At 62.3% G+C, this 21,285-nt stretch carries 20 protein-coding genes and 2 rRNA genes; 13 read left to right on the top strand and 9 right to left on the bottom strand.

The annotated features are described in order from the left end of the window. Positions 1–197: 197 nt before the first annotated feature. Together CAPP_RS10730 and rrf are read left to right on the top strand one after the other, a co-directional pair. Positions 198–3,274, top strand: a 23S ribosomal RNA gene (locus tag CAPP_RS10730). Between the two features lie 171 nt (positions 3,275–3,445). Continuing rightward, positions 3,446–3,563: ribosomal RNA gene (rrf, locus tag CAPP_RS10725) — 5S ribosomal RNA — on the top strand. Between the two features lie 95 nt (positions 3,564–3,658). On the opposite strand, the gene CAPP_RS10720 is transcribed toward rrf, so the two are convergent. Then, positions 3,659–4,702: a pseudouridine synthase gene (locus CAPP_RS10720; RefSeq protein ID WP_234958909.1), complete on the bottom strand. Its 1,044-nt coding sequence runs from the start codon at positions 4,700–4,702 to the stop codon at positions 3,659–3,661. On the opposite strand from CAPP_RS10720, the gene CAPP_RS10715 reads away from it, so the two are divergent. From CAPP_RS10715 to CAPP_RS10700, 4 genes are all read left to right on the top strand, one after another. Further along, positions 4,638–4,784 (top strand): hypothetical protein, encoded by a 147-nt coding sequence (locus CAPP_RS10715; protein ID WP_200803285.1) that lies wholly within the window; start codon positions 4,638–4,640, stop codon positions 4,782–4,784. The genes CAPP_RS10720 and CAPP_RS10715 overlap by 65 nt on opposite strands. A 100-nt stretch (positions 4,785–4,884) precedes the next feature. Then, positions 4,885–5,787: a universal stress protein gene (locus CAPP_RS10710; protein ID WP_076599449.1), complete on the top strand. Its 903-nt coding sequence runs from the start codon at positions 4,885–4,887 to the stop codon at positions 5,785–5,787. 179 nt (positions 5,788–5,966) lie between these two features. Further along, entirely contained in the window at positions 5,967–6,236 is a 270-nt protein-coding gene (locus tag CAPP_RS10705; protein WP_076599450.1) for a GlsB/YeaQ/YmgE family stress response membrane protein, read from the top strand. Between the two features lie 171 nt (positions 6,237–6,407). Further along, a complete protein-coding gene (locus CAPP_RS10700; protein WP_076599516.1) occupies positions 6,408–7,046 on the top strand; it encodes a TetR/AcrR family transcriptional regulator in 639 nt (212 codons plus the stop codon). On the opposite strand, the gene yidC is transcribed toward CAPP_RS10700, so the two are convergent. Further along, positions 7,034–8,242 (bottom strand): membrane protein insertase YidC, encoded by a 1,209-nt coding sequence (gene yidC / locus CAPP_RS10695; protein ID WP_076599451.1) that lies wholly within the window; start codon positions 8,240–8,242, stop codon positions 7,034–7,036. The two genes, CAPP_RS10700 and yidC, sit on opposite strands and share 13 nt — an antisense overlap. A 136-nt stretch (positions 8,243–8,378) precedes the next feature. Between yidC and CAPP_RS10690 the strand changes: the two genes are divergently transcribed. Further along, complete coding sequence (locus tag CAPP_RS10690; RefSeq protein WP_076599452.1) at positions 8,379–8,978, top strand: class E sortase; 600 nt, start codon at positions 8,379–8,381, stop codon at positions 8,976–8,978. A 3-nt stretch (positions 8,979–8,981) separates the two neighbouring features. Next, positions 8,982–9,134, top strand: coding sequence for a hypothetical protein (locus tag CAPP_RS10685; protein ID WP_200803286.1), 153 nt, complete (start codon positions 8,982–8,984; stop codon positions 9,132–9,134). A 2-nt stretch (positions 9,135–9,136) separates the two neighbouring features. Here CAPP_RS10685 and CAPP_RS10680 read toward each other — a convergent pair whose 3' ends face one another. Continuing rightward, the gene (locus CAPP_RS10680) at positions 9,137–10,288 is read right to left on the bottom strand and encodes an SGNH/GDSL hydrolase family protein (protein ID WP_076599453.1); all 1,152 of its coding nucleotides are present in this window, start codon (positions 10,286–10,288) and stop codon (positions 9,137–9,139) included. Between the two features lie 10 nt (positions 10,289–10,298). Then, positions 10,299–10,895 (bottom strand): DUF2020 domain-containing protein, encoded by a 597-nt coding sequence (locus tag CAPP_RS10675; RefSeq protein WP_076599517.1) that lies wholly within the window; start codon positions 10,893–10,895, stop codon positions 10,299–10,301. Between CAPP_RS10675 and CAPP_RS10670 the strand changes: the two genes are divergently transcribed. Both CAPP_RS10670 and CAPP_RS10665 read left to right on the top strand, forming a co-directional pair. After that, positions 10,894–12,180 (top strand): sensor histidine kinase, encoded by a 1,287-nt coding sequence (locus CAPP_RS10670; protein ID WP_076599454.1) that lies wholly within the window; start codon positions 10,894–10,896, stop codon positions 12,178–12,180. The two genes, CAPP_RS10675 and CAPP_RS10670, sit on opposite strands and share 2 nt — an antisense overlap. Next, the gene (locus CAPP_RS10665; protein WP_076599455.1) at positions 12,177–12,815 is read left to right on the top strand and encodes a LuxR C-terminal-related transcriptional regulator; all 639 of its coding nucleotides are present in this window, start codon (positions 12,177–12,179) and stop codon (positions 12,813–12,815) included. The genes CAPP_RS10670 and CAPP_RS10665 overlap by 4 nt, the downstream gene beginning before the upstream one ends. Positions 12,816–12,827: 12 nt before the next feature. Here CAPP_RS10665 and CAPP_RS10660 read toward each other — a convergent pair whose 3' ends face one another. Together CAPP_RS10660 and CAPP_RS10655 are read right to left on the bottom strand one after the other, a co-directional pair. Further along, positions 12,828–13,142 carry a histone-like nucleoid-structuring protein Lsr2 gene (locus CAPP_RS10660; protein WP_076599456.1) on the bottom strand — a complete coding sequence of 105 codons (315 nt, stop codon included), beginning with the start codon at positions 13,140–13,142 and terminating at the stop codon, positions 12,828–12,830. Between the two features lie 192 nt (positions 13,143–13,334). Beyond that, complete coding sequence (locus CAPP_RS10655) at positions 13,335–13,973, bottom strand: DUF6474 family protein (protein ID WP_076599457.1); 639 nt, start codon at positions 13,971–13,973, stop codon at positions 13,335–13,337. A gap of 92 nt (positions 13,974–14,065) precedes the next feature. On the opposite strand from CAPP_RS10655, the gene CAPP_RS10650 reads away from it, so the two are divergent. Beyond that, the gene (locus tag CAPP_RS10650) at positions 14,066–15,583 is read left to right on the top strand and encodes a TM0106 family RecB-like putative nuclease (protein WP_076599458.1); all 1,518 of its coding nucleotides are present in this window, start codon (positions 14,066–14,068) and stop codon (positions 15,581–15,583) included. Here the strand turns inward: CAPP_RS10650 and CAPP_RS10645 are convergent. Both CAPP_RS10645 and CAPP_RS10640 read right to left on the bottom strand, forming a co-directional pair. After that, a complete protein-coding gene (locus CAPP_RS10645; RefSeq protein WP_076599459.1) occupies positions 15,540–16,763 on the bottom strand; it encodes an MFS transporter in 1,224 nt (407 codons plus the stop codon). The genes CAPP_RS10650 and CAPP_RS10645 overlap by 44 nt on opposite strands. A 229-nt stretch (positions 16,764–16,992) precedes the next feature. Beyond that, positions 16,993–17,595 carry a superoxide dismutase gene (locus CAPP_RS10640; RefSeq protein ID WP_076599460.1) on the bottom strand — a complete coding sequence of 201 codons (603 nt, stop codon included), beginning with the start codon at positions 17,593–17,595 and terminating at the stop codon, positions 16,993–16,995. A gap of 129 nt (positions 17,596–17,724) precedes the next feature. On the opposite strand from CAPP_RS10640, the gene msrA reads away from it, so the two are divergent. Then, positions 17,725–18,366 carry a peptide-methionine (S)-S-oxide reductase MsrA gene (gene msrA / locus CAPP_RS10635; RefSeq protein WP_200803288.1) on the top strand — a complete coding sequence of 214 codons (642 nt, stop codon included), beginning with the start codon at positions 17,725–17,727 and terminating at the stop codon, positions 18,364–18,366. Here msrA and CAPP_RS10630 read toward each other — a convergent pair. Next, the gene (locus tag CAPP_RS10630; RefSeq protein WP_234958889.1) at positions 18,363–20,297 is read right to left on the bottom strand and encodes an alpha/beta-hydrolase family protein; all 1,935 of its coding nucleotides are present in this window, start codon (positions 20,295–20,297) and stop codon (positions 18,363–18,365) included. The two genes, msrA and CAPP_RS10630, sit on opposite strands and share 4 nt — an antisense overlap. A 185-nt stretch (positions 20,298–20,482) precedes the next feature. Between CAPP_RS10630 and CAPP_RS10625 the strand changes: the two genes are divergently transcribed. Continuing rightward, positions 20,483–21,274, top strand: a complete 792-nt coding sequence (locus CAPP_RS10625) for a glycerophosphodiester phosphodiesterase family protein (protein ID WP_076599463.1) — start codon at positions 20,483–20,485, stop codon at positions 21,272–21,274. Positions 21,275–21,285 lie beyond the last annotated feature (11 nt).

Here is a 21,285-nt window from a genome sequence, read left to right as displayed (position 1 = left end):
GGTGTCTGGGGCAGCACATGGTGCCTGCGCGCGTGTTTGTGTGTGGGTGGTTGTTCCTTTTGTGGCTCATTATTTGCTGGCTGGTCGTGTGGGCTGGTTGGTGGTGGTGGGTGTGGTGTGTGAGAACTGTATAGTGGACGCGAGCATCTTGTTTTTTGTTTGTGTGTGTTTTGTTTGTGTGTTGGGTTATTCGTGTGTGTTTGTTGTTTTAGGGCGCATGGTGGATGCCTTGGCATGCTGAGCCGATGAAGGACGTGTGAGACTGCGTTATGCCTCGGGGAGTTGTCAACAAAGCGTTGATCCGAGGGTGTCCGAATGGGGAAACCTGGCCGTGGTTATGTGCGGTTACCTGTCAGTGAATGCATAGCTGTTCAGGGGGTGACGCCGGGAAGTGAAACATCTCAGTACCGGTAGGAGAAGAAAATAAGAATGATTCTGCTAGTAGCGGCGAGCGAACGTGGATGAGGCTAAACCGTGTGCGTGTGATACCTGGCAGGGGTTGCGTGTGCGGTGTTGTGGGGTGTGGCTGGTCGTGTTCTGCCAGATACGTCCACATGGTGTGTGTGTAAGCGGAAGTGGTCTGGGATGGCCTACCGGAGTAGGTGAGAGTCCTGTACGCGAATGCATGTGCATGTGTGGTGGCCATATTTTCCCCGAGTAGCAGCGGGCTCGTGGAATCTGCTGTGAATCTGCCGGGACCACCCGGTAAGCCTAAATACTCAGTGTGACCGATAGTGGATAAGTACCGTGAGGGAATGGTGAAAAGTACCCCGGGAGGGGAGTGAAAGAGTTCCTGAAACTGTGTGCCTACAATCCGTCAGAGCACCTCTTTGTGTGTGATGGCGTGCCTTTTGAAGAATGAGCCTGCGAGTCAGCGGCATGTCGCGAGGTTAACCCGTGTGGGGTAGTCGTAGCGAAAGCGAATGCTAATTGTGTGTTGAGTGGCATGTCCTGGACCCGAAGCGGGGTGATCTACCCATGGCCAGTGTGAAGCAGCTGTAAGAGGTTGTGGAGGCGCGAACCCACGTAGGTTGAAAACTGCGGGGATGAGCTGTGGGTAGGGGTGAAAGGCCAATCAAACTCCGTGATAGCTGGTTCTCCCCGAAATGCATTTAGGTGCAGCGTCGCGTAGGTGTGCCGGAGGTAGAGCTACTGGTTGGTTGAGCGGGACTATCATCTTAGCAATGTCAGCCAAACTCCGAATGCCGGCTTACATTTTTGCGTGGCAGTGAGACTGTGGGGGATAAGCTTCATAGTCGAGAGGGAAACAGCCCAGATCGCCGGTTAAGGCCCCTAAGGGTGTACTAAGTGGAAAAGGATGTGTAATCGCGAAGACAGCCAGGAGGTTGGCTTAGAAGCAGCCACCCTTGAAAGAGTGCGTAATAGCTCACTGGTCGAGTGGTTGCGCGCCGACAATTCAGTGGGGCTCAAGTACACCGCCGAAGCCGCGGCAGTAATTTTTTTACTGGGTAGGGGAGCGTCGCGTATGGGGTGAAGCATGATCGTAAGGGTGTGTGGACTGTACGCGAGTGAGAATGCAGGCATGAGTAACGAATGATACGTGAGAATCGTATCCGCCGAATGACTAAGGGTTCCTGGGTCAAGTTCGTCTTCCCAGGGTGAGTCGGGTCCTAAGGCGAGGCCGACAGGCGTAGTCGATGGTCAACGGGTTGATATTCCCGTACCCGTATACATGCGCCCAATGATGAACCGGTGATACTAACCACCCTGACCACCTGCCACGATGATCTTTGATCATCAGGTGGGTGTGATGCGTGGGGCCTGATCTGTAGTAGTCAAGTGATGGGGTGACACAGTGTGGTAGCTACGCCACTTAGTGGATTGTGGTGCAAGCGTGCGGCACGGCACCTAGTGAAATGCGGGTGCCATATGTGTGAGGCGTGATGCGTAACCCCAACGGGGTGATGGTAGTGATCCTGTGCTGTCGAGAAAAGCCTCTAGCGATGTGTGTGTACGGCCCGTACCCGAAACCGACACAGGTAGTCAAGTAGAACATACTCAGGCGGTCGGGTGAACTGTGGTTAAGGAACTCGGCAAATTGCCCCCGTAACTTCGGGAGAAGGGGGGCCACAACCGGTGATCCAAACATGCGTTGGTGAGCTGGTTGGGGTCGCAGAAAAGAGAGGGAAGCGACTGTTTATCAAAAACACAGGTCCGTGCGAAGACGGTTAAGTTGATGTATACGGACTGACGCCTGCCCGGTGCTGGAAGGTTAAGAGGACCTGTTAGACCCTGTGGGGTCGAAGCGGAGAATTTAAGCCCCAGTAAACGGCGGTGGTAACTATAACCATCCTAAGGTAGCGAAATTCCTTGTCGGGTAAGTTCCGACCTGCACGAATGGCGTAACGACTTCCCTGCTGTCTCAACCACAGGCCCGGTGAAATTGCACTACGAGTAAAGATGCTCGTTTCGCGCGGCAGGACGAAAAGACCCCGGGACCTTCACTATAGCTTGGTATTGGTGTTTACTACGGTTTGTGTAGCATAGGTGGGAGACTATGAAGCGCTCACGCTAGTGGGTGTGGAGTCGTCACGTGAAATACCACTCTGACCGTAGTGGATGTCTCAACCTTGGCCCATGATCTGGGTTGGGGACAGTGCCTGGTGGGTAGTTTAACTGGGGCGGTTGCCTCCCAAAGAGTAACGGAGGCGCCCAAAGGTTCCCTCAGCCTGGTTGGCAATCAGGTGTTTAGAGTGTAAGTGCACAAGGGAGCTTGACTGCGAGACCAACACGTCGAGCAGGGACGAAAGTCGGGACTAGTGATCCGGCACCTACTTGTGGATGTGGTGTCGCTCAACGGATAAAAGGTACCCCGGGGATAACAGGCTGATCTTCCCCAAGAGTCCATATCGACGGGATGGTTTGGCACCTCGATGTCGGCTCGTCGCATCCTGGGGCTGGAGTAGGTCCCAAGGGTTGGGCTGTTCGCCCATTAAAGCGGCACGCGAGCTGGGTTCAGAACGTCGTGAGACAGTTCGGTCTCTATCCGCCGCGCGCGCAGAAACTTGAGAAAGGCTGTCCCCAGTACGAGAGGACCGGGACGGACGTACCTCTGGTGTGCCAGTTGTTCCGCCAGGAGCACCGCTGGTTGGCTACGTACGGAAGGGATAACCGCTGAAAGCATCTAAGCGGGAAGCCTGTTTCAAGATGAGGTTTCATAGGTTCCCAGAAGACTACTGGGTTGATAGGCCAGATCTGGAAGCACCGTGATGTGCGAAGGTGACTGGTACTAATACACCAACCAACAAACCATGTTTCAACACCCCARCACGCGGGCGAAACACCAAAAACGCAGACAACAACTTCTGCCGCGTCCACTATGCAGTATCTGACACACCACACCAACCCATGGTGTGGCCACACAGATACATAACTCCATAACCCGCAACACCACGTTGCGACCATGACAGACCCTTATAGGTGTGTCGGTGGTTGATAGCGGTGGGGAAACGCCCGGACCCATTCCGAACCCGGAAGCTAAGCCCACCCGCGCTGATGGTACTGCACTCGGGAGGGTGTGGGAGAGTAAGTTACCGCCGACCAAAAACTTCACAATTGTGACCGGCTACCAGCCCAACGATGGGCGTGGTAGCCGGTCTTTTTCGTACCTATATCTTTCGGGCGAATTCAACGCAGTCTACGGTTCCGGAACTGAAAGTCCAGAGAAACCGGTCGTGGAGAAGCTGCGTTGTTCACCGCTCAGGGGATCGGCGAAGCTGATCCCCACCGAGCTCAGCAACATTGGTTCGGCAAAGTCCTCCTCGTCGAGTGGCTGGAGCTTGGGATAGATTGGATCGCCATGAATCGGGACGCCGGCGTCCAGCATCTGCACTCGGAGTTGGTGGGTGCGTCCTGTCACTGGGTGAAGAAGATATCGTGCTGCGCCGGGTGGATCGAGGATCGGTGTGACATCTGAGACGTCCGTCAGGGCGTTGGGCTCGCGGCCGGCGAGAATACGCGCAGCGAGTTCGCCTTCATTCTTTTCAATGTGGTGCTCCCACGTTTGGGGCGCGGTGAGCCCAATATCATCGGCCACTGCTTCGTAGATTTTGTTGACGTGTCGGCGGGCGAAAAGTTCTTGGTAGGCGCCACGCAGTTCGGCCCGCTTGGTTAGGAGGATCAGCCCGGATGTTGCGCGGTCGAGGCGGTGTGCCGGCGTGAGATCTTCGTTGCCGGTTGCGCGCCTGAGCCGCACAGTGACACTCTCCGTGATGTGCGATCCGCGCGGCATCGTGGTCAAGAACGGCGGCTTGTTCACGACCAATATGTGGTCGTCTTCGAATACTGTGGTGATCTCGTACGGAACACGCACCTCCGGGGCGGGGCGGCGATAGAAGAAGACATCGGTCCCTGGTGCGAGCACGGTGTCAGGTGCGACAGGGGTGCCGTCGATAAGCACTACCTCGTTCCGCGCAAACCGTTCGTTGACGGCGCTCTCGTTGTCCTCCGGGTGCCTGTGGCGCTGCGTGGCTACGAGGTGCCAGATGAGGTCCCACGCCCTGATCGGATCGGCCTCAGGCACCCGTGCTCTCGTGGCGCCGAGCCCGCCCCTCGGGGGTAGCGGTGGTTGGCGCTTTCGTTTCCCGGATCGACCCACATGTATTAACTTAGGTGACATGAACCTTGATGCAATTGTTTCGCAACTCACCGACTTCTTCAGCCAGGGAATTGGCAAGACTATCGCCGACGTTCTGTGGGCGATCTACACCGCGCTGTTCCCCGCAAACGCAGAAGCTGCTTTCCCGATCGAGATCCCGAAATAAGCGGTGCCCGTACCCCGTGTCATCACGGTTACAATGAAGGTGTCAGGTGATCACCGCCTCTAGGCGCGTCACGTCGTAGTTCACGGAAAGGCACGTTCTCATGAGCCACCAGGATTTGGTCATCGTCGCTGTCGACGGCGGGGAGCCCTCGAATAACGCGGTCCGTTGGGCCGCGAACACGGCGCTGAAGCGCGGTGTCCCCCTGCAGCTCGCTTCGTCGTACACCATGCCGCAGTTCCTCTACGCGGAGGGCATGGTCCCGCCGCAGGAGCTTTTCGACGATCTGCAAAACGAATGCATGAACAAGATCGAGGCGGCCCGCGCGATCGCGAAGGAAGTTGCGCCGGATCTTGAGATCGGCCACACCGTCGCTGAAGGTTCCCCGATCGACATGCTGCTGAATCTGTCGAAAGATGCGACCATGATCGTCATGGGCTCCCGCGGTCTCGGCGGTCTGTCCGGCATGGTGCTGGGATCGGTTTCCGCCGCTGTGGTCGCGCACGCGTCGTGCCCGGTCGTCGTGGTCCGCGAGGACAATGCGGTAACGGATCGGACCAAGTACGGCCCGGTCGTGGTCGGTGTGGACGGCTCGGATGTCTCGGTCAAGGCAACGGAGGTCGCCTTCGAAGAGGCGCAGGCACGCGGTGCTGAGCTGATTGCCGTGCATACCTACCTGGAGAACCACGTGCACGAGCCTGTCGCCGGCGCGATCCTCGGTGAGAAGGGCTGGGAGCGTTTCGAGCAGGAGCGCCGCGAGAAGCTGGAGCAAGAGCTCGCACCGCTCGAGGCGAAGTTCCCAGACGTGAAGGCGACTAAGGTGGTCACTCAGGACCGCCCGGTGCGCGCCTTGGTCGACCACGCGAAGGACGCCCAGCTGCTCATCACGGGCTCCCACGGCCGTGGCGGCTTCAAGGGCATGCTGCTCGGTTCCACGTCCCGCGCCCTGTTGCAGGCCGCGCCGTGCCCGATGATGGTCGTGCGACCGGAGCGCCTGCCGGAATAGCCGAAACCGGGTTCGTTGTGAAATTCACAGGAAGCCCACCCGTTAGTGCGTGCTAGCAGGGAAAACAGGCCCCAATGTTGGCGAAATGTGATCTAACCGTGGGGCTTTTGTAGCTCGCAGAACGTATTAACAAGGCATAATGGTTATCGTACTTCATTCAGACTGAGAGGAAAATAACTATGTCTACTATTTCTTTGGGCTTCCTGGGCTGGATCGTTCTCGGCGGCATTGCTGGCTGGATTGCCTCGATGATTATGAACCGCGACGCGTCTATGGGCATCCTCGCCAACATCGCTTGCGGTGTCGTCGGCGGTCTGCTCGGTGGCTTCCTTCTTAGCTTCTTCATCGACGTCGAGTCCAAGGGTTGGTTCTTCAGCTTCCTGACATCCATCTTGGGTGCAGTGATCGTACTTTGGATCGTCAACAAAGTCACAGCCGGTCGCCGCTAAAGGCAGCCACGTAACTCCCTGAATCAGCTCCCGTTTCTCGCAGTGCGAGGGCGGGGGCTTTTTCATGCGCTCGCGAGCAGGCCGGGACCTGCATGGCGCCTCACGCGTTGAATGAACGTACCGGTTTGTCTATTATGTGCTGAAGATCGTTGAGCTGGAAGGAGAGATGTGGTGACCCAGGACAGCGCCACCACCGCGAGGAAAAAGTCGGCATCGCGCCGACGCAACCGGCCGGCCCCGCGTCAGCGCCTATTGGACGCGGCGACGAAGCTCTTCACGGAGGAGGGAATCCGCGTCATTGGCATCGACCGCATCCTCCGCGAAGCTGACGTGGCAAAAGCGTCCCTGTACTCCCTATTGGGTTCGAAGGACAACCTCGTCATCGCGTATCTGCAGAACCTCGATGACGAATACCGGGGCCGGTGGGTTGAACGCACCGCATCGATGACGGATGCTGATTCCAAGATTCTGGCTTTCTTCGAGATGGCTATCGACGAGGAGCCGGCGAAGGGCTTCCGCGGTTCTCCTTTTGTGAACGCCGCCACCGAATACCCGCGCCCGGAGACCGACTCGGAGCGCAATATCGTCGCCGCCTGTGTGGAGCACCGCGATTGGATGCACGCGACGATGACGGAGCTTTTGGACAAGAAGAACGGGTACCCGTCAGCCACGCAGGCCAGCCAGTTGCTGATCTTCCTCGACGGCGGCATGACCGGTGCGCGCATCAGCCGAGACGACGGGCCGCTCGTCACTGCGAAAGATCTGGCACGCCAGATGCTGTCCGCTCCGCCGGCGGACTACTCCATCTGATCGTGGTTTTCGGGACTTTCGGCGTTCTCCGAGCTATCCAAACCGGCTGAGCTCCCTTCCTTTTGCCTCTTCCGCTCGTCGCGGCGCTTCTCCATCTCGGCTTTGCGGTTGTCGGAGCGGACTTTGTCGCGGGCTTTCTTGAGGGATTTCTGCTCGGCCTTGGCGTTCTTTCGCTCGGCCTTCATGGCCTCTTTTTCGGCCTTGATGTCACGGCTTACCTGGGGGATGGTCGCCGGGCGGACTAGGGCGGAGAGTCTACGGCGGCGCCAGGAGTGCGTCGCGTTCATTTTGGCCCGCTTTTCTTCGCGCTTTTCGCCGAGCACCTTGGTGCGGGAGGTGTGGATCTGTTCTTTGTGCTCCTCGCGCAGCGGGTATTTTTTCACCAGCATGTACCAGATGATCACAGACTGGGACAGTGTCCACAGGTTGCCCAGGAACCAGTAGAGGAGCAGGGCGACCGGGATGAGACCGGTCATGCCGACGAAGCCGAGCACGACGGGGATGATGACCAGCATCGACCACATCCACGTGTACACATTGCGTGAAACGGTGGCGTTCCAGTCCAGGTGGGTGCGGCTGCGCAGCTGGCTGACGAAGGTGTTCACGGTGGTGAACGCGAGTGCGAAGATGAGCAGCGGGATCGCCACGACGCGCACGTCCTCGCTTGTAGTGCCCAGCGCGGAGAATTGCTCGGCCGACATCGACACATACGCCGGAAGCGGAACTCCCATGAACGAGGCATCGAGGAAGCTGGCCGTGTCCTCGGGCGTGAGCAGCCCGATATTGGAATCGGTGCGTCCATTTTCCGGCACGGACATCCACATCAACAGGCGGTAGAGACCCAGGATGAACGGGATCTGCACCAGTGGCGGAATACACCCGGTCATCGGGTTGTAGCCGTAATCTTTGTTCAGCTCTTTGAGCGCCTCGTCGTGCGCGGCGACATCCTCCGGGTCGGTGGAGTCGCCGTAGCGTTTCTCGAGTCTCTCTTGCTCCGGCCGCATCATCAGCATCATGCGGGTGGAGCGGTACGTCGACCAATTGAAGGGGACGAGGATTGCGCGCACCGTGATCACGAGCAGCACAATCGACAGCACCCACGCGGTGTCGGGGGAGACGCCCAAGACTTGCGCGAGCAACCATTGCCACATCTTCATCACCGCGGAGACGGGCCAGACGAATGCTTCGAGAAGCATGGGTGCGGTGATCTCCTCTCGGTCGTTGAGCTAGGTGGCCGCGGACAGGTGCGACTGTGGCGGGCTGTGGATTAATGTTAGGCCCATGTCGTCAACGGTGGAAATTCCCGCGCGCCGGCGCATCACGGTGCGCTAAGTGATCGGCGAGATCTTCCTCACCGTCGGCGTTATCCTTCTGCTTTTCGCATTTTACGAAGCATTTTGGACCAATATCAGGTCCGGCGAAATGCAGAATGAAGCGCAGCAACAGCTTGACGACGAATGGCGTAATCCCCGCGGCAACCACATCCCCGCGATGGGCGAGGCGTTTGCGCAGTTGTACATCCCCGCCTTCGGTTCGGATTACCACTACGCGGTGCTGGAAGGCACCGACGACGACACACTGCTGGCCGGACCGGGGCACTATTCAGACACGCAGATGCCTGACGAGGCCGGGAATTTCGCGCTGGCCGGGCACCGCGTCGGCAAGGGTGCTCCGTTCAACGACTTGGGCCACCTGAACACGTGCGACGCCATCGTCGTGGAAACGCGGTCCCAGTGGTTCACCTACCGGGTCCTCCCGATGGAGGAGGGGAAGGAAGCGCGCACGGCGGCGTCGTCAAGCTGTTTGCCTGACGCTGTGGCGCGCGAGGTCGCTGACGGGCGCTATGCGCATGTGCTCGGCCGCCACATCACGCTGCCGAACGACACCTCGGTGCTCGAGCCCGTGCCTGGCGGCGGCGGTGCGAACGCGTAGACCATGTACCGAGCCTTATGGCGCGCACTTCCCGGGCCGACGCCGGTGAAAGTGCTCATCGTGATCGCGCTGCTTGTCGCGGTGTTCTTCCTGCTGATGAACGTCGTCTTCCCGTGGCTGTCGCCGCTGATGCCGTACAACGACGTGGCGGTGTAGACCTAGAGCTTCTTCAGCACGTCCGCGATCGCCTCCGCCATCGCCTTCTGTCCGGCGGGCGTGGGGTGCGCGGGGAAGGAATTCGTCTCCTTGCCGGTGGGGTCCGTCCAGCGTTCGTTGGCAGGCGCGCACATGGAGTGGAAATCGGCGTTGGCGGGTAGGACGTAGAGCGCGCCGTTGCGCGCGGCGGCATCGCGCACCATCGCGTTCATGGTCACGGTGAGGCCCGCTGCCCAGTTCAGCGTGCCGCTGGGCAGGTCAGCGGTGGCCTCGCACTCGTCCTGCAGCGACGCGATGGGCATGTACCCGGTGGTGATGATCGTAGCCTCGGGGGCCTTTTCGTGGATGCGGCGGTAGATATCGTCGAGGCGGCTCGGCAGGTCGAGCAACGCGCGGGCTGATTCGTCGTAGAGCCCGTCGTCGCAATCGTCCTCGCCGCGGTTCTCGAGCATGCCCGTGATGCAGCGGCTCCATGGCCCGAAGCTGATGTCGTTGCCGCCGATCGATAGCGTGATCAGGTCCGTGTCTGGTTCGAGGGCATCAATCTGCGCGGCGAGCACGCCCGGGTTCTCCTCGGAGCCGTTTTTTTTACTTGCCGACGGCTCCGTACTGGTCGCTGTGCTTATGCTTCCCGTGCTTGTCGGCGCTGTGGCGGAGGTCTGTTGGGAACTGGACGGAGCAGTGCTGGACGGCGCAGCGCTCGCGCTGGTTTCCTCGGCGTCCTCAGCTGCTTCTGCTTCCTCGGCGTCGAGGGCGTCGCTGATGTCGCGCTCGTTGAAAATGTGCTCGGTGGTGGCGCCCTGGCAGGTCGCGTCGATGAAGCCGCGCTTCTCATTGATGCCGGGGTAGAGGTCTGCCAGCATGTGCGGGTAATTGTCTTCGCTTCGCGCGCAGAATTCCGGGCCTTTGAAGGGGCCGTCGGCAGAGCCCATCGCCGCGTAAGAATCGCCGAGCGCGACGTACAAATCGAAGGAATCGGGCAAGTCCTTCGGATCGGCGGTGACTGTCACGGTCGTGGGGACCTCGACGGTGACCCGTTCGGACTCGCCTTCCGATCCGCAGCCGGTGAGCGCGATCAGCATCGACGTCGCGACAGCGGGAACGGCGGCGGCGCGGAGACGGGTGCGCCGGTTGCGGGGGCGGAGGCGGTTCATGCCTCACATACTAAAGCGACAGGTTGGTTAACGCTTGCTCCGCGATGAGCTGCGCTTTCACCGACTCCTTCTGGTTGGTCAGCACCACGACGGCAACTGAGTCTTTTGCCACGGCGTACACGGCGCCCTCGCGGCCGTCGATGGCCTCGCCGCCGGCGCGTCCTCCGCTCCATCCGGCGGGCTCTTCAGCCAGATCGGTGATGTCGACGGGCGCGAAGTGGTCGACCACATCGCGCGCTTCTTGGGCGCTGCCGGTGTGGCGGACGAGGACTTCAAGCTGCGGCTCCTCCGGGTACGACCAGAACACGCACGCGGGAGTGTCGAAGCGCTCGTCGATGCCGCTACCAGTGACTTTCTGTCCGTTGGTCTCCGCCACGAATTGGATCTCCAAATATGGGCAGTCGACAGCGCTGTCCCGGGAGACCTCGGGGACGGCGTCGGAGGGTAGGCCGGAATCGTGGGTTACCTGCTCGCTTGTTTCCTCTGGCGCAGGGGCCGCTGCAGTCGCCTGCTCGACCTCCGCGCCGGGCGAGCAGGCGCTTAGTGCCATTGCGGCCGCGCAACTGATGGCGGCGGTGGTGCGGGCAGGAGGTACGCTCATTCGCATGACAGCCATGCTACCGAGCGGGGGAAACGGGGTAGACGCGCCCGGCACGCGGGGTCTCGACGTCGGTATCGCGCTGCTGACCTTCTCCCTGCTGCTGGTCTCCTTCGGCGGAGTCGTCGGCGCCAGCCTCGAGCAGGCGGCGTTCCTGGTGATCCTGATCGTCGTCTTCGGCTTCATGTACACCTTCGGCGCGTTGAATATGCCGCGCTGGAACACCGTCGGCCGTCTGGTGTGGCTGCTGGGGCTCACGGGCGTGTGGATCGTGGCCATGATGTTCACGCCGGTTGCGGTCTACTGGGTGTTCACGCTGTTCTTCCTGTTCATGCGCTCGGCCGATAACTGGATCGGCATCGTCGGTGTGGGTGTCGTGTTAGCCATCGCGGTGCTCATGCAGACCCCGCACGGGCTGACGCTCGGCGGTGTGATGGGCCCGGCGGTCTCCGCGCTGGTGGTGGTGATGATCACCTACGCATTCAAAGTGATCGTGAAGGTGAGCGCGGAGCGGCAGGCGCTGATCGACGAACTGGTGAGCACCCAGGACCGCCTCGCCGCCACGGAGCGCGAGGCCGGAATCGTGCAAGAGCGGCAGCGTCTCGCCCACGAGATCCACGACACGGTGGCGCAGTCGCTGTCCAGCATCCAGATGCTGCTGCACGCGGCGGAGCGGGATCTGCGCGCCACCGGGCTGAGCGAGGAGCAGTTGAAGGTTCCGTTGGGCAGACTCGAGACGGCCCGCCGCTCGGCCTCGGACAACCTGTCGGAGACGCGCGCAATGATCGCAGCGCTCACGCCAGCCCCGCTGTCCGAGACGTCTCTGCCGGAAGCGCTCGAGCGGATCGCGGCGTCGTTCGCCCACGCTGGCGAGATCGCCATCGATGCCGAGGTTGACGGGGAGCCGCAGCAGCTGCCGATGCGGGTCGAAGCCGGGCTGCTGAGGATCGCGCAGGGGGCAGTCGGGAACGTCGTCAAGCATTCTGGCGCGACCCGTGCCCGCATGACGGTGACATTCGCGCCGGGCGAAGTGCGGCTGGACGTCGTGGACAACGGCGACGGTTTCGATGTCGCTGCGCTGCCCGGAAAGCCGGTCGGCCTCGGCCACCTCGGATTGGACGCGATGCGGACGCGCGCGGCCGAGCTCGGCGGTGAACTCGTCGTCGAATCCGAGCCGGGCGGCCCCACTGCTGTGTCGGTCGCAGTGCCTGTGGACGAGTGCGTGGAGGACTCGGTTGACGGCGACAGAGAGCCCGGGGGTAGGATCAACCGAAAGATTGAGGAGGAAGAATGATTCGCGTCTTGCTTGCAGACGATCACGAGATCGTCCGCCTCGGCCTTCGCTCAGTGCTGGAGGCCGCCGACGACATCATTGTCGTCGGTGAAGTGGCTACTGCCGAAGGTGCCATTGCGACTGCCCGGGCAGGCGGAATCGATGTGATCCTCATGGACCTCCGTTTCGGCGCGGGCGGCCAGGGTGCCCGCGTGACCACCGGAGCAGAGGCGACTGCGGAGATTCGCTCCACCATGGCCAATCCGCCGAAGGTGTTGGTGGTGACCAATTACGACACCGACGCGGATATTCTCGGCGCGATCGAGGCCGGCGCTGTCGGCTACCTGCTCAAAGATGCCCCGCCGAGCGAGCTTCTCGCAGCTGTGCGCTCAACCGCGAAAGGCGACCAGGCGATGTCGCCGGTGGTGCGCAACCGTCTGCAGACCCGCGACCGTAGCCCCCGTTCCTCGCTCACCCCGCGTGAGCTCGAGGTGCTCCAGCTCGTCGCCGGAGGCTCCTCCAACCGTGAGATCGGTCAGCAGCTCATGTTGTCCGAGGCGACCGTGAAATCGCACCTTGTGCACATTTACGACAAGCTCGGCGTGCGCTCCCGCACATCTGCCGTCGCGTCCGCGCGCGAGCAGGGAGTACTTTAAAAGACGCGGAAACTACGCGTTCGCGCGGCGGTAGGCGTCGATGATCTCGAACGGGATTTTGCCCCGCTTGGCGACCTTCATGCCCTTCTTGCGCGCCCATGCACGGATCTGTGAAGCGTCGACGCGCGTGCGCGGGTCCGCCGGGACCTCGCGGGCGGCCGCGATGTACGGCATGAGCGCCTCGTGGAATTTCTTCACATTCTCTGTTGAGAGATCCAGGACGTACTCGGTGCCGTTGAAGCTGAAGTGGACTGCTTGATGGTCGGAGTCGGCGAGCGCCGATCCATCGAGGTCATCGTAGAACTGAGTGACTTCGCGCCGCGCCATAGCCAGCCCCTTTCGCGAAACAATTTTCAGAAGGTACTTATTTGTATAAACATACTAGCTCGTCGAAAGTGTCGGCTTCCAATCGGTCATGAAACGACTGATCTAAATGGAAAATCCCCGCCACACAAACAATCGCGCAAAAGGCACAGGGTGTGACGGGGGTGTGTGCGGGGTTAGCTGGTCGCCCGCGGGCTAGTTGCGGAAGGTCCTCTCCTGGATCTCGGCGCTGAGCGTATTGATGTCGCGGTCGATCGTCTCGTGGGCGAGGCGGCGCTGTGCGTCGTTCATTTGCTCGACGTTGTTCACGGCAGTATCCAGCTCGTTGAGACGCACCTGCGCGTCGCGGCGGAACTTGTCATCCAACGCGTCGTTGTCCTCGACCTGACGTCGGATGGTCTGCACGCGGCCCTTGAGCTCGGCGCCCTGGCTGGAGTAGCGGGACATCTCCGTGGCGGTCAGGCCAGCGGCGCGGGCGCGGTCGTTGACCTGCTTTTCTTGGTACGTGGTCAGCGCGCGGTACACCAGCGGGATCAGAATGGGGAGCAGAATGCGGGAAGCGCCGACCCACTGCTTGGCCTTCTTCGTGGTGAAGCCGGATTCCTGGATCTTCTTCAGCTCGGTCTTGGCCAGCTGCTTCTCGTGCTTCTGGCGGCTCTTCAGGCCCTTCTTCTCTTCCTTGAGCAGGCGCTTCTCCGCCTTGTCGAGGAGCTTCGCGGTGCGCTTGTCCTGCTTAGCCTCATCCTTGGCCAGCTGGCGCGCGCGGGCCTCGGCGGCCTTGATCTCAGCCTTGGTCTTTGCGCGGGAAGCGCGGATGGATTCGAACAGTCCCATGGTCGGTACTCCTGGATAACTCAATTTTCTCGCAGTTTGTCTCGTTCAACTTTACCTATCTTGAGCCGATAGGCTTGGGCTCGGTGAAAGAAATGGCAAGCGATGATGTCTCGCTGGTGCGGGCGGGCGACCTGGTGGGGTGCAGGTACCGCCTCCGCCAGCGATTGGCGCACCCCGAGATCCCGCCGCTGCCCGAAGCAGTGGAGCGCCAGCCGCAGGTCGACGCGGGGCGTGCGGCAGTCTTCGGGTTGCTGCCCGAGCGCAGGGCGCTTGGCGACGGCCGCCGCAAAGCCTTCTCCCGCCTCACCCTCGACCCGGCGCTGCGGGTGGCTGAGCGCGAGGCCAGAACCCGCAAGGCGATCAAAGACCGCACCACCTTGATCATCGACGGTGCTCTGTCTGGTGTTGTCGACGGCATTGCCGTACTGGCGGAGATAGACATCCTGGTCCGGCAGGACGACGGGAGGTATTTGCCCGTGATCGTGTCCAACCACCGCGTGGCCCGGCCGAGCCAGACCGCGACGATGCAGTTCATTCCCACCCACCGGCTGGGATTGGGGAAACCGCTGGAGACCGCCGCGAAAGCGCGCCACCACACGGTGGACGGCTACCGCGTGGCGCTGGCATACCTGCTGCTGTCCGATGCCGGGCTGGCCTCCCCGCTCGGTGCCGTGGTCGGCCAAGACCGCGAGCGCGCCTACCTGGGCGATGCTGCGCGCTATGTCGAAGCGTTGCGCGAAGCGCTGGCTAAGCCGACCCCGCACCGCCCGCTGCGTCTGAAGCAGTGCGCGAGCTGCCGGTACTGGGCGTTGTGCGACCCGGAGCTGAAGAAAATGGACGATATTTCGCTCGTCTTCCCGGGGCAGAAAGCCCGCCCGCTGCGCGAGCGCGGGATCACGACGGTGGAGGAGACCATCGCCGCGGACCTGGGCGAGACCAGCCGGATTGCCCGCGCCTGGCGCGAGGGGATCCCGGTGCTGGCCCGCACAGGTGTCGAGCCTGCGCCTGAGCTGCGCGCCGACGTCGAGATCGACGTGGACATGGAGGCCTACCTCGACCAGGGCGCGTATCTGTGGGGCGCGTTCGACGGCACCGACTACCGCGCGTTCGCTACTTGGGATGAAGTGGGCGGCGCGGACACGGACGCCGAGGAGGAGAATTTCCTCGCTTTCTGGACGTGGCTGCAGTCGAAACGTGCCGCAGCGCATGCGGGAGGAAAATCTTTCCGCGCCTACTGCTACGCCGCGGGAGGGGAGAACCACTGGCTCACGGCATCGGCGCGGCGCTTCGATTCCGTCGACGAGGCGGAGGTCCGCGCCTTCATCGCCTCCGACGAGTGGGTGGACGTGTTCACCCATGTCCGACGCCACCTTGTGGGCACCGAGGGGCTGGGCTTGAAAGTGGTGGCACCGGTGGCCGGCTTCACCTGGGACGACGACGATGTGGACGGCGAGCGCTCCGTGGCTCTGCGCCGAGAGGCGCGGATGGGCAGTGCGGAGGCGCGTGAGATGCTCGTCCGCTACAACGGCGACGACTGCCGCGCCACTGCCGCGGTGCGCCACTTCCTTAGTGCTGGGGCTCCCGGGGTCCCGCGCCTTTCTTCACTGTGAGCGCCAGCCACGCCGCGATGCACACGAGCAGGACGAGCACGCCGGCGACGACGCCGATGAAGCCGCCCCAGCCGGTGAAGGGGAACAGCCAGCCGGTCAGCGCGCCCAAGGCCGACGAACCGATGTAGTAGAAGAACACGTAGGTGCTCGACGCCTCCGCGCGGTCGCGGGTGGCTACCTGGCCCACCCAGCCTGAGGCGACGGAGTGCATGGCGAAGAAGCTGGCGGTGAACAGCAGTAGGCCCGCCAGCGTGAGCCACAGGTTGCCGCTGACCAAGGTGACCGCACCGAGCAGCATGATGCCGGCGGCGACCACCATCACGCGGCCGCGTCCCGCCTGCTTGACGTAGACGCCGGCGCGCGCCGATGACCACGTGCCCGACAGGTACATCAGGTACACCAGACCGGCGAGCGCCGGCGGGAGGCCGAAGTGGTCGATGGCCCGGAAACCGAACATGTTGTATACAGACACGAACATGCCCATGCCCAAAAATGCGGTGGCGTAAAGGCCGGCGAGCCGCCAGTCGGAGAGGTGGCGGAGCATCGCGGACAATTCGTGGCCCGGCTTGAGCGCCTTCGGCTCGAAGCGCTTTTGCGACGGCAGCAGCGCCCACATGATCAGCGCGAAAGTGAGCGCGGTTACTGCTCCGCCGAGAAGTGCCCACCGCCAGCTGGCCACCTCGAGAATGAATGCCGGGATGAGGCGCCCAATGAGTCCGCCGATGCTGTTGCCGGCGATGTACAGGCCCATGGCGCCTGCGGCATCGTTAGATTCGATTTCCTCGGAGATCCACGTCATCGCCACCGCCGGAGTGCCGGCGATCAGGCAGCCCTGGATGAAGCGCATGGCGATGAGTTGCTCGCCCGTCGCCGCCAGTGGAAGGCACAGGCCCAGGGTGGTGGCCAGCAGCGCGGAGATGACCAGCACGCGGCCGCGCCCGAAGCGCTCCGACAGGATTGATGCCGGTACCACGCACAGCGCAAGCCCGCCGGTGGTGGCGGACACCGTCAGGGCGGCTTCGCCCTCGGTCATGCCCAGCTCGTCGGTGAGGGTGGGCAGAAGCGCTTGGGTGGCGTACAGCGAATTGAAGATAGCCAGACCAGCGAAAAGAAGTGCGATACTGGCCCGCTTGTACTCGGCGGTGCCTTTCCGGATCCCTTCTCGTGCGTGTGGCTCCATGTCTATCTATCCAAGCATGCGCCCGTGACGCGAGCCACAACGGCACCGCCTTGTGCGATAAGGGTAGCCTAACCTATACTCACTTTTGGGGTCGGAATTAAACCCGCATCTCAGCAACGAAAATCAGGTGGTGTCATCCGGGCTCTTCCAGCCCCGGACAGCACAAAGAGGACCGCGCACTGTTTTCTGGGTCAGTGCGCGGTCCTCGTTCTCTAGTTGCGCGAAGCGCTTAGGCGGATGCCTTAGCGAGGCGCTCGGCGACGTCGTCCCAGTTGACGACGTTCCAGAACGCCTTGGCGTAGTCAGCCTTCACGTTCTTGTACTGCAGGTAGTAAGCGTGCTCCCACATATCCAGCATCAGGACTGGGGTGAAGTCCACCGAGACGTTGCCCTGCTGGTCGGTCAGCTGCTGGATGATCAGGCGACCAGCGATGTGGTCGTAGCCCAAGACAGCCCAGCCGGAACCCTGCAGGGAGGTGGCGACACCCTCGAACTGCTTCTGGAAGCCCTCGAAGGAGCCGAAGTCGCGGTTAATAGCCTCAGCCAGCTCGCCTGCCGGCTCGCCGCCGCCGTTCGGGCTCATGTTCTTCCAGAAGATGGAGTGGTTGGTGTGGCCACCTAGATTGAATGCCAGGTTCTTGGACAGCGCACGCAGCTTGTCCGGGTTAGCCTCGCCGTTGCGCTCGGCCTCGAGTGCCTCCAAAGCAGCGTTCGCGCCCTTGACGTAGGTCGCGTGGTGCTTGTCGTGGTGCAGCTCCATAATCTCCGCGGAAATGTGCGGCTCGAGTGCGTCGTATGCGTAAGGCAGGTCGGGAAGCTCGTAAACAGCCATGATCTGTGTCCTTTCTTCTAATTCGTTCGCGCTTGGTCGAAGCGCCGTACGCGTCCCATGATAGGCAAATTTGAAAATCGCGTCCGAGGCCCTAGGAATTGCCGCGCATGCGCAGTAGTTATGGAGTACATGGAATTCTTCTTCGGACGCACCCCGCAACTCGTTGACCCCGACCGCGCGCTGCCTGGCCGCAGCGAGCCGGTTCTGCCGCATCCGCATCCGCACGCAGTCTTGGGCACCCCCATCACGGGCCCGTGGCGCGAAGGACAAAAACGCCTGCTCGTGGGCATCGGCTGCTTTTGGGGTGCGGAGAAAATGTATTGGAACATCGACGGGGTGGAGTCCACATCCGTCGGCTACGGCGGAGGTGTCACGCCCAATCCCACCTACCGCGAGGTGTGTTCCGGGCAGACGAACCACGTCGAGCTCGTCGAAGTCATCTACGACCCGAATGAAATCAGCCTCAAGGAAATCGTCCGGGCCGCACTCGAAGCGCACGATCCCACGCAAGGCTTCCGCCAGGGCAACGACGTGGGCACGCAGTACCGCTCCGCGTTCTACACCGACACGGACGACGAAGCCGAGCTCATCCGCGGGTGGGTCGCGGAGTACGGGCAATCGCTTATCGACGCCGGCTTTGGCCCCATCACCACCGAAGCGCAATCAGGGGTGGACTACTACTTGGCCGAAGACGAGCACCAGCAGTACCTGCACAAGGTGCCCCACGGCTACTGCCCCCACCACTCGACCGGGGTCGCCTGCGGAATCTAGGAGTCGGAGCGGCTGAACGTGTTCTGCGCCGATTCTTTCGCCGCGGATGCCGCGGTGGCGCGGATGCGGGTGGAGTCCTTGTGGATCCACTCCGAGATTTTCGCGATCTGGTCCTCGTCGGCACCGGCGTCCAGAACCGCATTCCAGTAGGCGACCGTCTCGTCGTGGTACTGGTGGCCGTGCCCGCCCGGCTGCTGCTGGGAGGTCAACTGGTCGACGCCGACCTGCCAGCCGGTGATGAACGGCACCCACCGCATATTCTGCAGAACATCGACGTGCTGCGCTTCCGGTGCCTTCACACCGCGTGAGCCCGGCTCGCGCAGCCAGTCCGGCTTGCGGATGAACAGCCACCAATCCCACCACACCACAGGGTCGGAGGCGTGCTGCGCGAAAACGGCGCGGGGGAATTCCCATTCCTGCTCGTAGTTGCTGCCGTCGTAGGTGTGCTCCAGGTGGTCCGGGTGGGCAGTAAAGCGCACATTCCGGCCCCCGTCGACGACCGGCAGGCGCTCCGGGCTGCCGTGGTCGCGGTTCTGGGTCAGCTGGATGTGGCGCGCGGTGAAGCCCGGTGTGCCGGTGAACACGCCGCCGTCGACGCGGTCCAGCAGAGCGTCGACGCTGTCGAAAGAATCCGCGACACCGTAGGCGCCGAGGGACTCGCCACCGACGTAGAGGCGAGGCCGTTCCTCTTCCGGCATCTCAGCGAGGCGTTCCCGAATTGCCCCTATGAGCACCTCCGAACTGCGCACGGGCACTTCGCGGTCGGAAGCGTACGAATACGCTGACGGCATGAACGAGTACTGCTGCGCCACAATCGCGCAGTCGCCCCGGTTCAAGAACTCGAAGCCGGAAGTGTGGAAGTCGTTGATCCACCCCGTGCCCGCCGAGGACAACACCGCGATGGCTTTGCGCGACCAGGCGTCCGTGCGGTCCATTTCCTTCAGCGCCATCTGAGCCTGCTCTTCCGGACTGCGGTCCTTGAGCCCGATGAACACGCGGATCGGCTCCTCGGCCTCGCTGCCGAGCACCTTCTGGATGTCCGCTTTGCGTGGCCCGCCCGCGACGACGGCTCGCCCCTGGCGCCCCAGGTACTTCCAGCGTTCGAGCGAATCCGGGGAGCCGGAGCGCTCGGGCTCCCGCGGCTTCGTCGCGCCGGGCAGGAATTCGCGGTTCAACTCGTCGGCGTTGCGGTAGGCGGAGTTGAGGATCTGGCGCACAACCACCTTGTCAGTAAGCACGACGCCGAGCGCGCCAAGCCCCAGGATCGCCAACGGCCACGACACGGCCGGCGGCATCCAGCGGCGCAGTTCCGTGTTGAAACGGTCGGCCGTGACCTGGATTCCCTCGCCGGCCAGCAGAAGCGCGCCGTACCCGATGGAGCCCAGCCCAATTCCGGCGAGGGTCCGCAGCGGCCCCAAGCGGGTGGGGTCTTCAACGAGGCGCTCGTGCTCGGAACGTCGTAAAGCTGCTGAAAGGTACGCCGCGACGGTGATTGTGCCCATCGCGATCTGGACGGGCATCGCCGTCTTGCGGCGCAGCTTGCGCGGATACGTCCAGTTCAGCGAGGTAGCGATCGAGGAAGCGAGATTCGATGCGCCGACGCCGACCGAGTGGCCCGCCGCCTGGCAAATCGCGATATTGGCGGTGGTCACCCACCATGGGTGGGGCAGCAGCGACGGTGAGATCGCGCTCCACGTCGCGACCTCCGCGCCCAAGATGCCCGCCGCGAAATCATCGGGCAACCTACGCAAGCCCGACATACGCACGACGGGGGTGAGATCCGCCAGCAATTCGACCGCGTACAGCGGCGCGCGGACCGCGTGGGTGCGGCGCGGCCACAGGCGCTTTACGGAATCTGTCGCATCCTCCGCCCAGTTCCCGAGACGGGTGCGGAATGAGCGGAACGACGCGTCTAAGGGCGTGATTTTCATGCGCCCTATTGTGGCAAAAATCGCTTGTGCGCACCGGTAGTTGCGCCTTAAACCAACTCGAGGTGAACGGCGCGTTATTTTCGCGTGATACTTCCGTTACCAGGGCCGTCTGGGCTTTTGGGCGCGAAGTTCCGTGCCTATGGTCGGAAGGAAATCGCACGCGTATTTGGGGAGACACCGCAGGCATGACCATCGCCACCTCCGCCCAGGTTTCGGCACCCAGCACGACCCCGCTCATCGTCGCTCACCGCGGCGCATCGGGCCTCCACCCAGAATCCACCCTCCGCGCATTCGACGAAGCGCTGAAGATGGACGGCGTGCACGGCATCGAATGCGATGTGCGCCTCACGCGCGACGGCCGTCTCGTTGTCCACCACGATGCGCTGATCAACCGCACTTCCGACGGCACCGGGCGCATCGCCAAGATGGACCTCGCCGAGCTGCGCCAATTCAATTTCGGCACCGAGGACGACCCGCAGGAGCTCTTGCTTCTCGACGATCTGTTGGACCTCCTCCAGGATTACCCCGACAAGCACATCTACATCGAGACCAAGCACCCCACCCGGTTCGGCCCCGAAGTGGACGAGCAGACCGTGCGGACCCTCTGGCACCGCGGAATGAAGGAAGACCCGCGCGTGCACCTCATCTCTTTCTCCCACTCAGCGATGCGCTATTTCACCCACGTCGTACCAGAGCTGGAGACCTTCTACCTCTTCCGCCTCCGCGAGAAGAAGTGGAACCCCGCCAACACGATGCTGTCCCGCCCCTACGGCGTCGGCCCGGCTCTCGCCCACCTGCGCGGGAAGCCGAAGCTGCTCGGCTACCGCGGTCTGAAGACGTACACGTGGACCGTCAACGAGCCCGACCACATGCGCTGGTGCAGGGAACACGGCGTCAATGTGTTCGCCACCGACCACCCGCACATCGCGGTGGATACTTTCCGCGCGGCAGACAGCACCCCGGACACGGGGAAGTGACCTGACCACGG

Source organism: Corynebacterium appendicis CIP 107643 (assembly GCF_030408415.1).
GTDB lineage: Bacteria > Actinomycetota > Actinomycetes > Mycobacteriales > Mycobacteriaceae > Corynebacterium > Corynebacterium appendicis.
The sequence above is the reverse complement of the archived record's forward strand: the minus strand, read 5'-3'. Positions and strand labels throughout refer to the sequence as shown.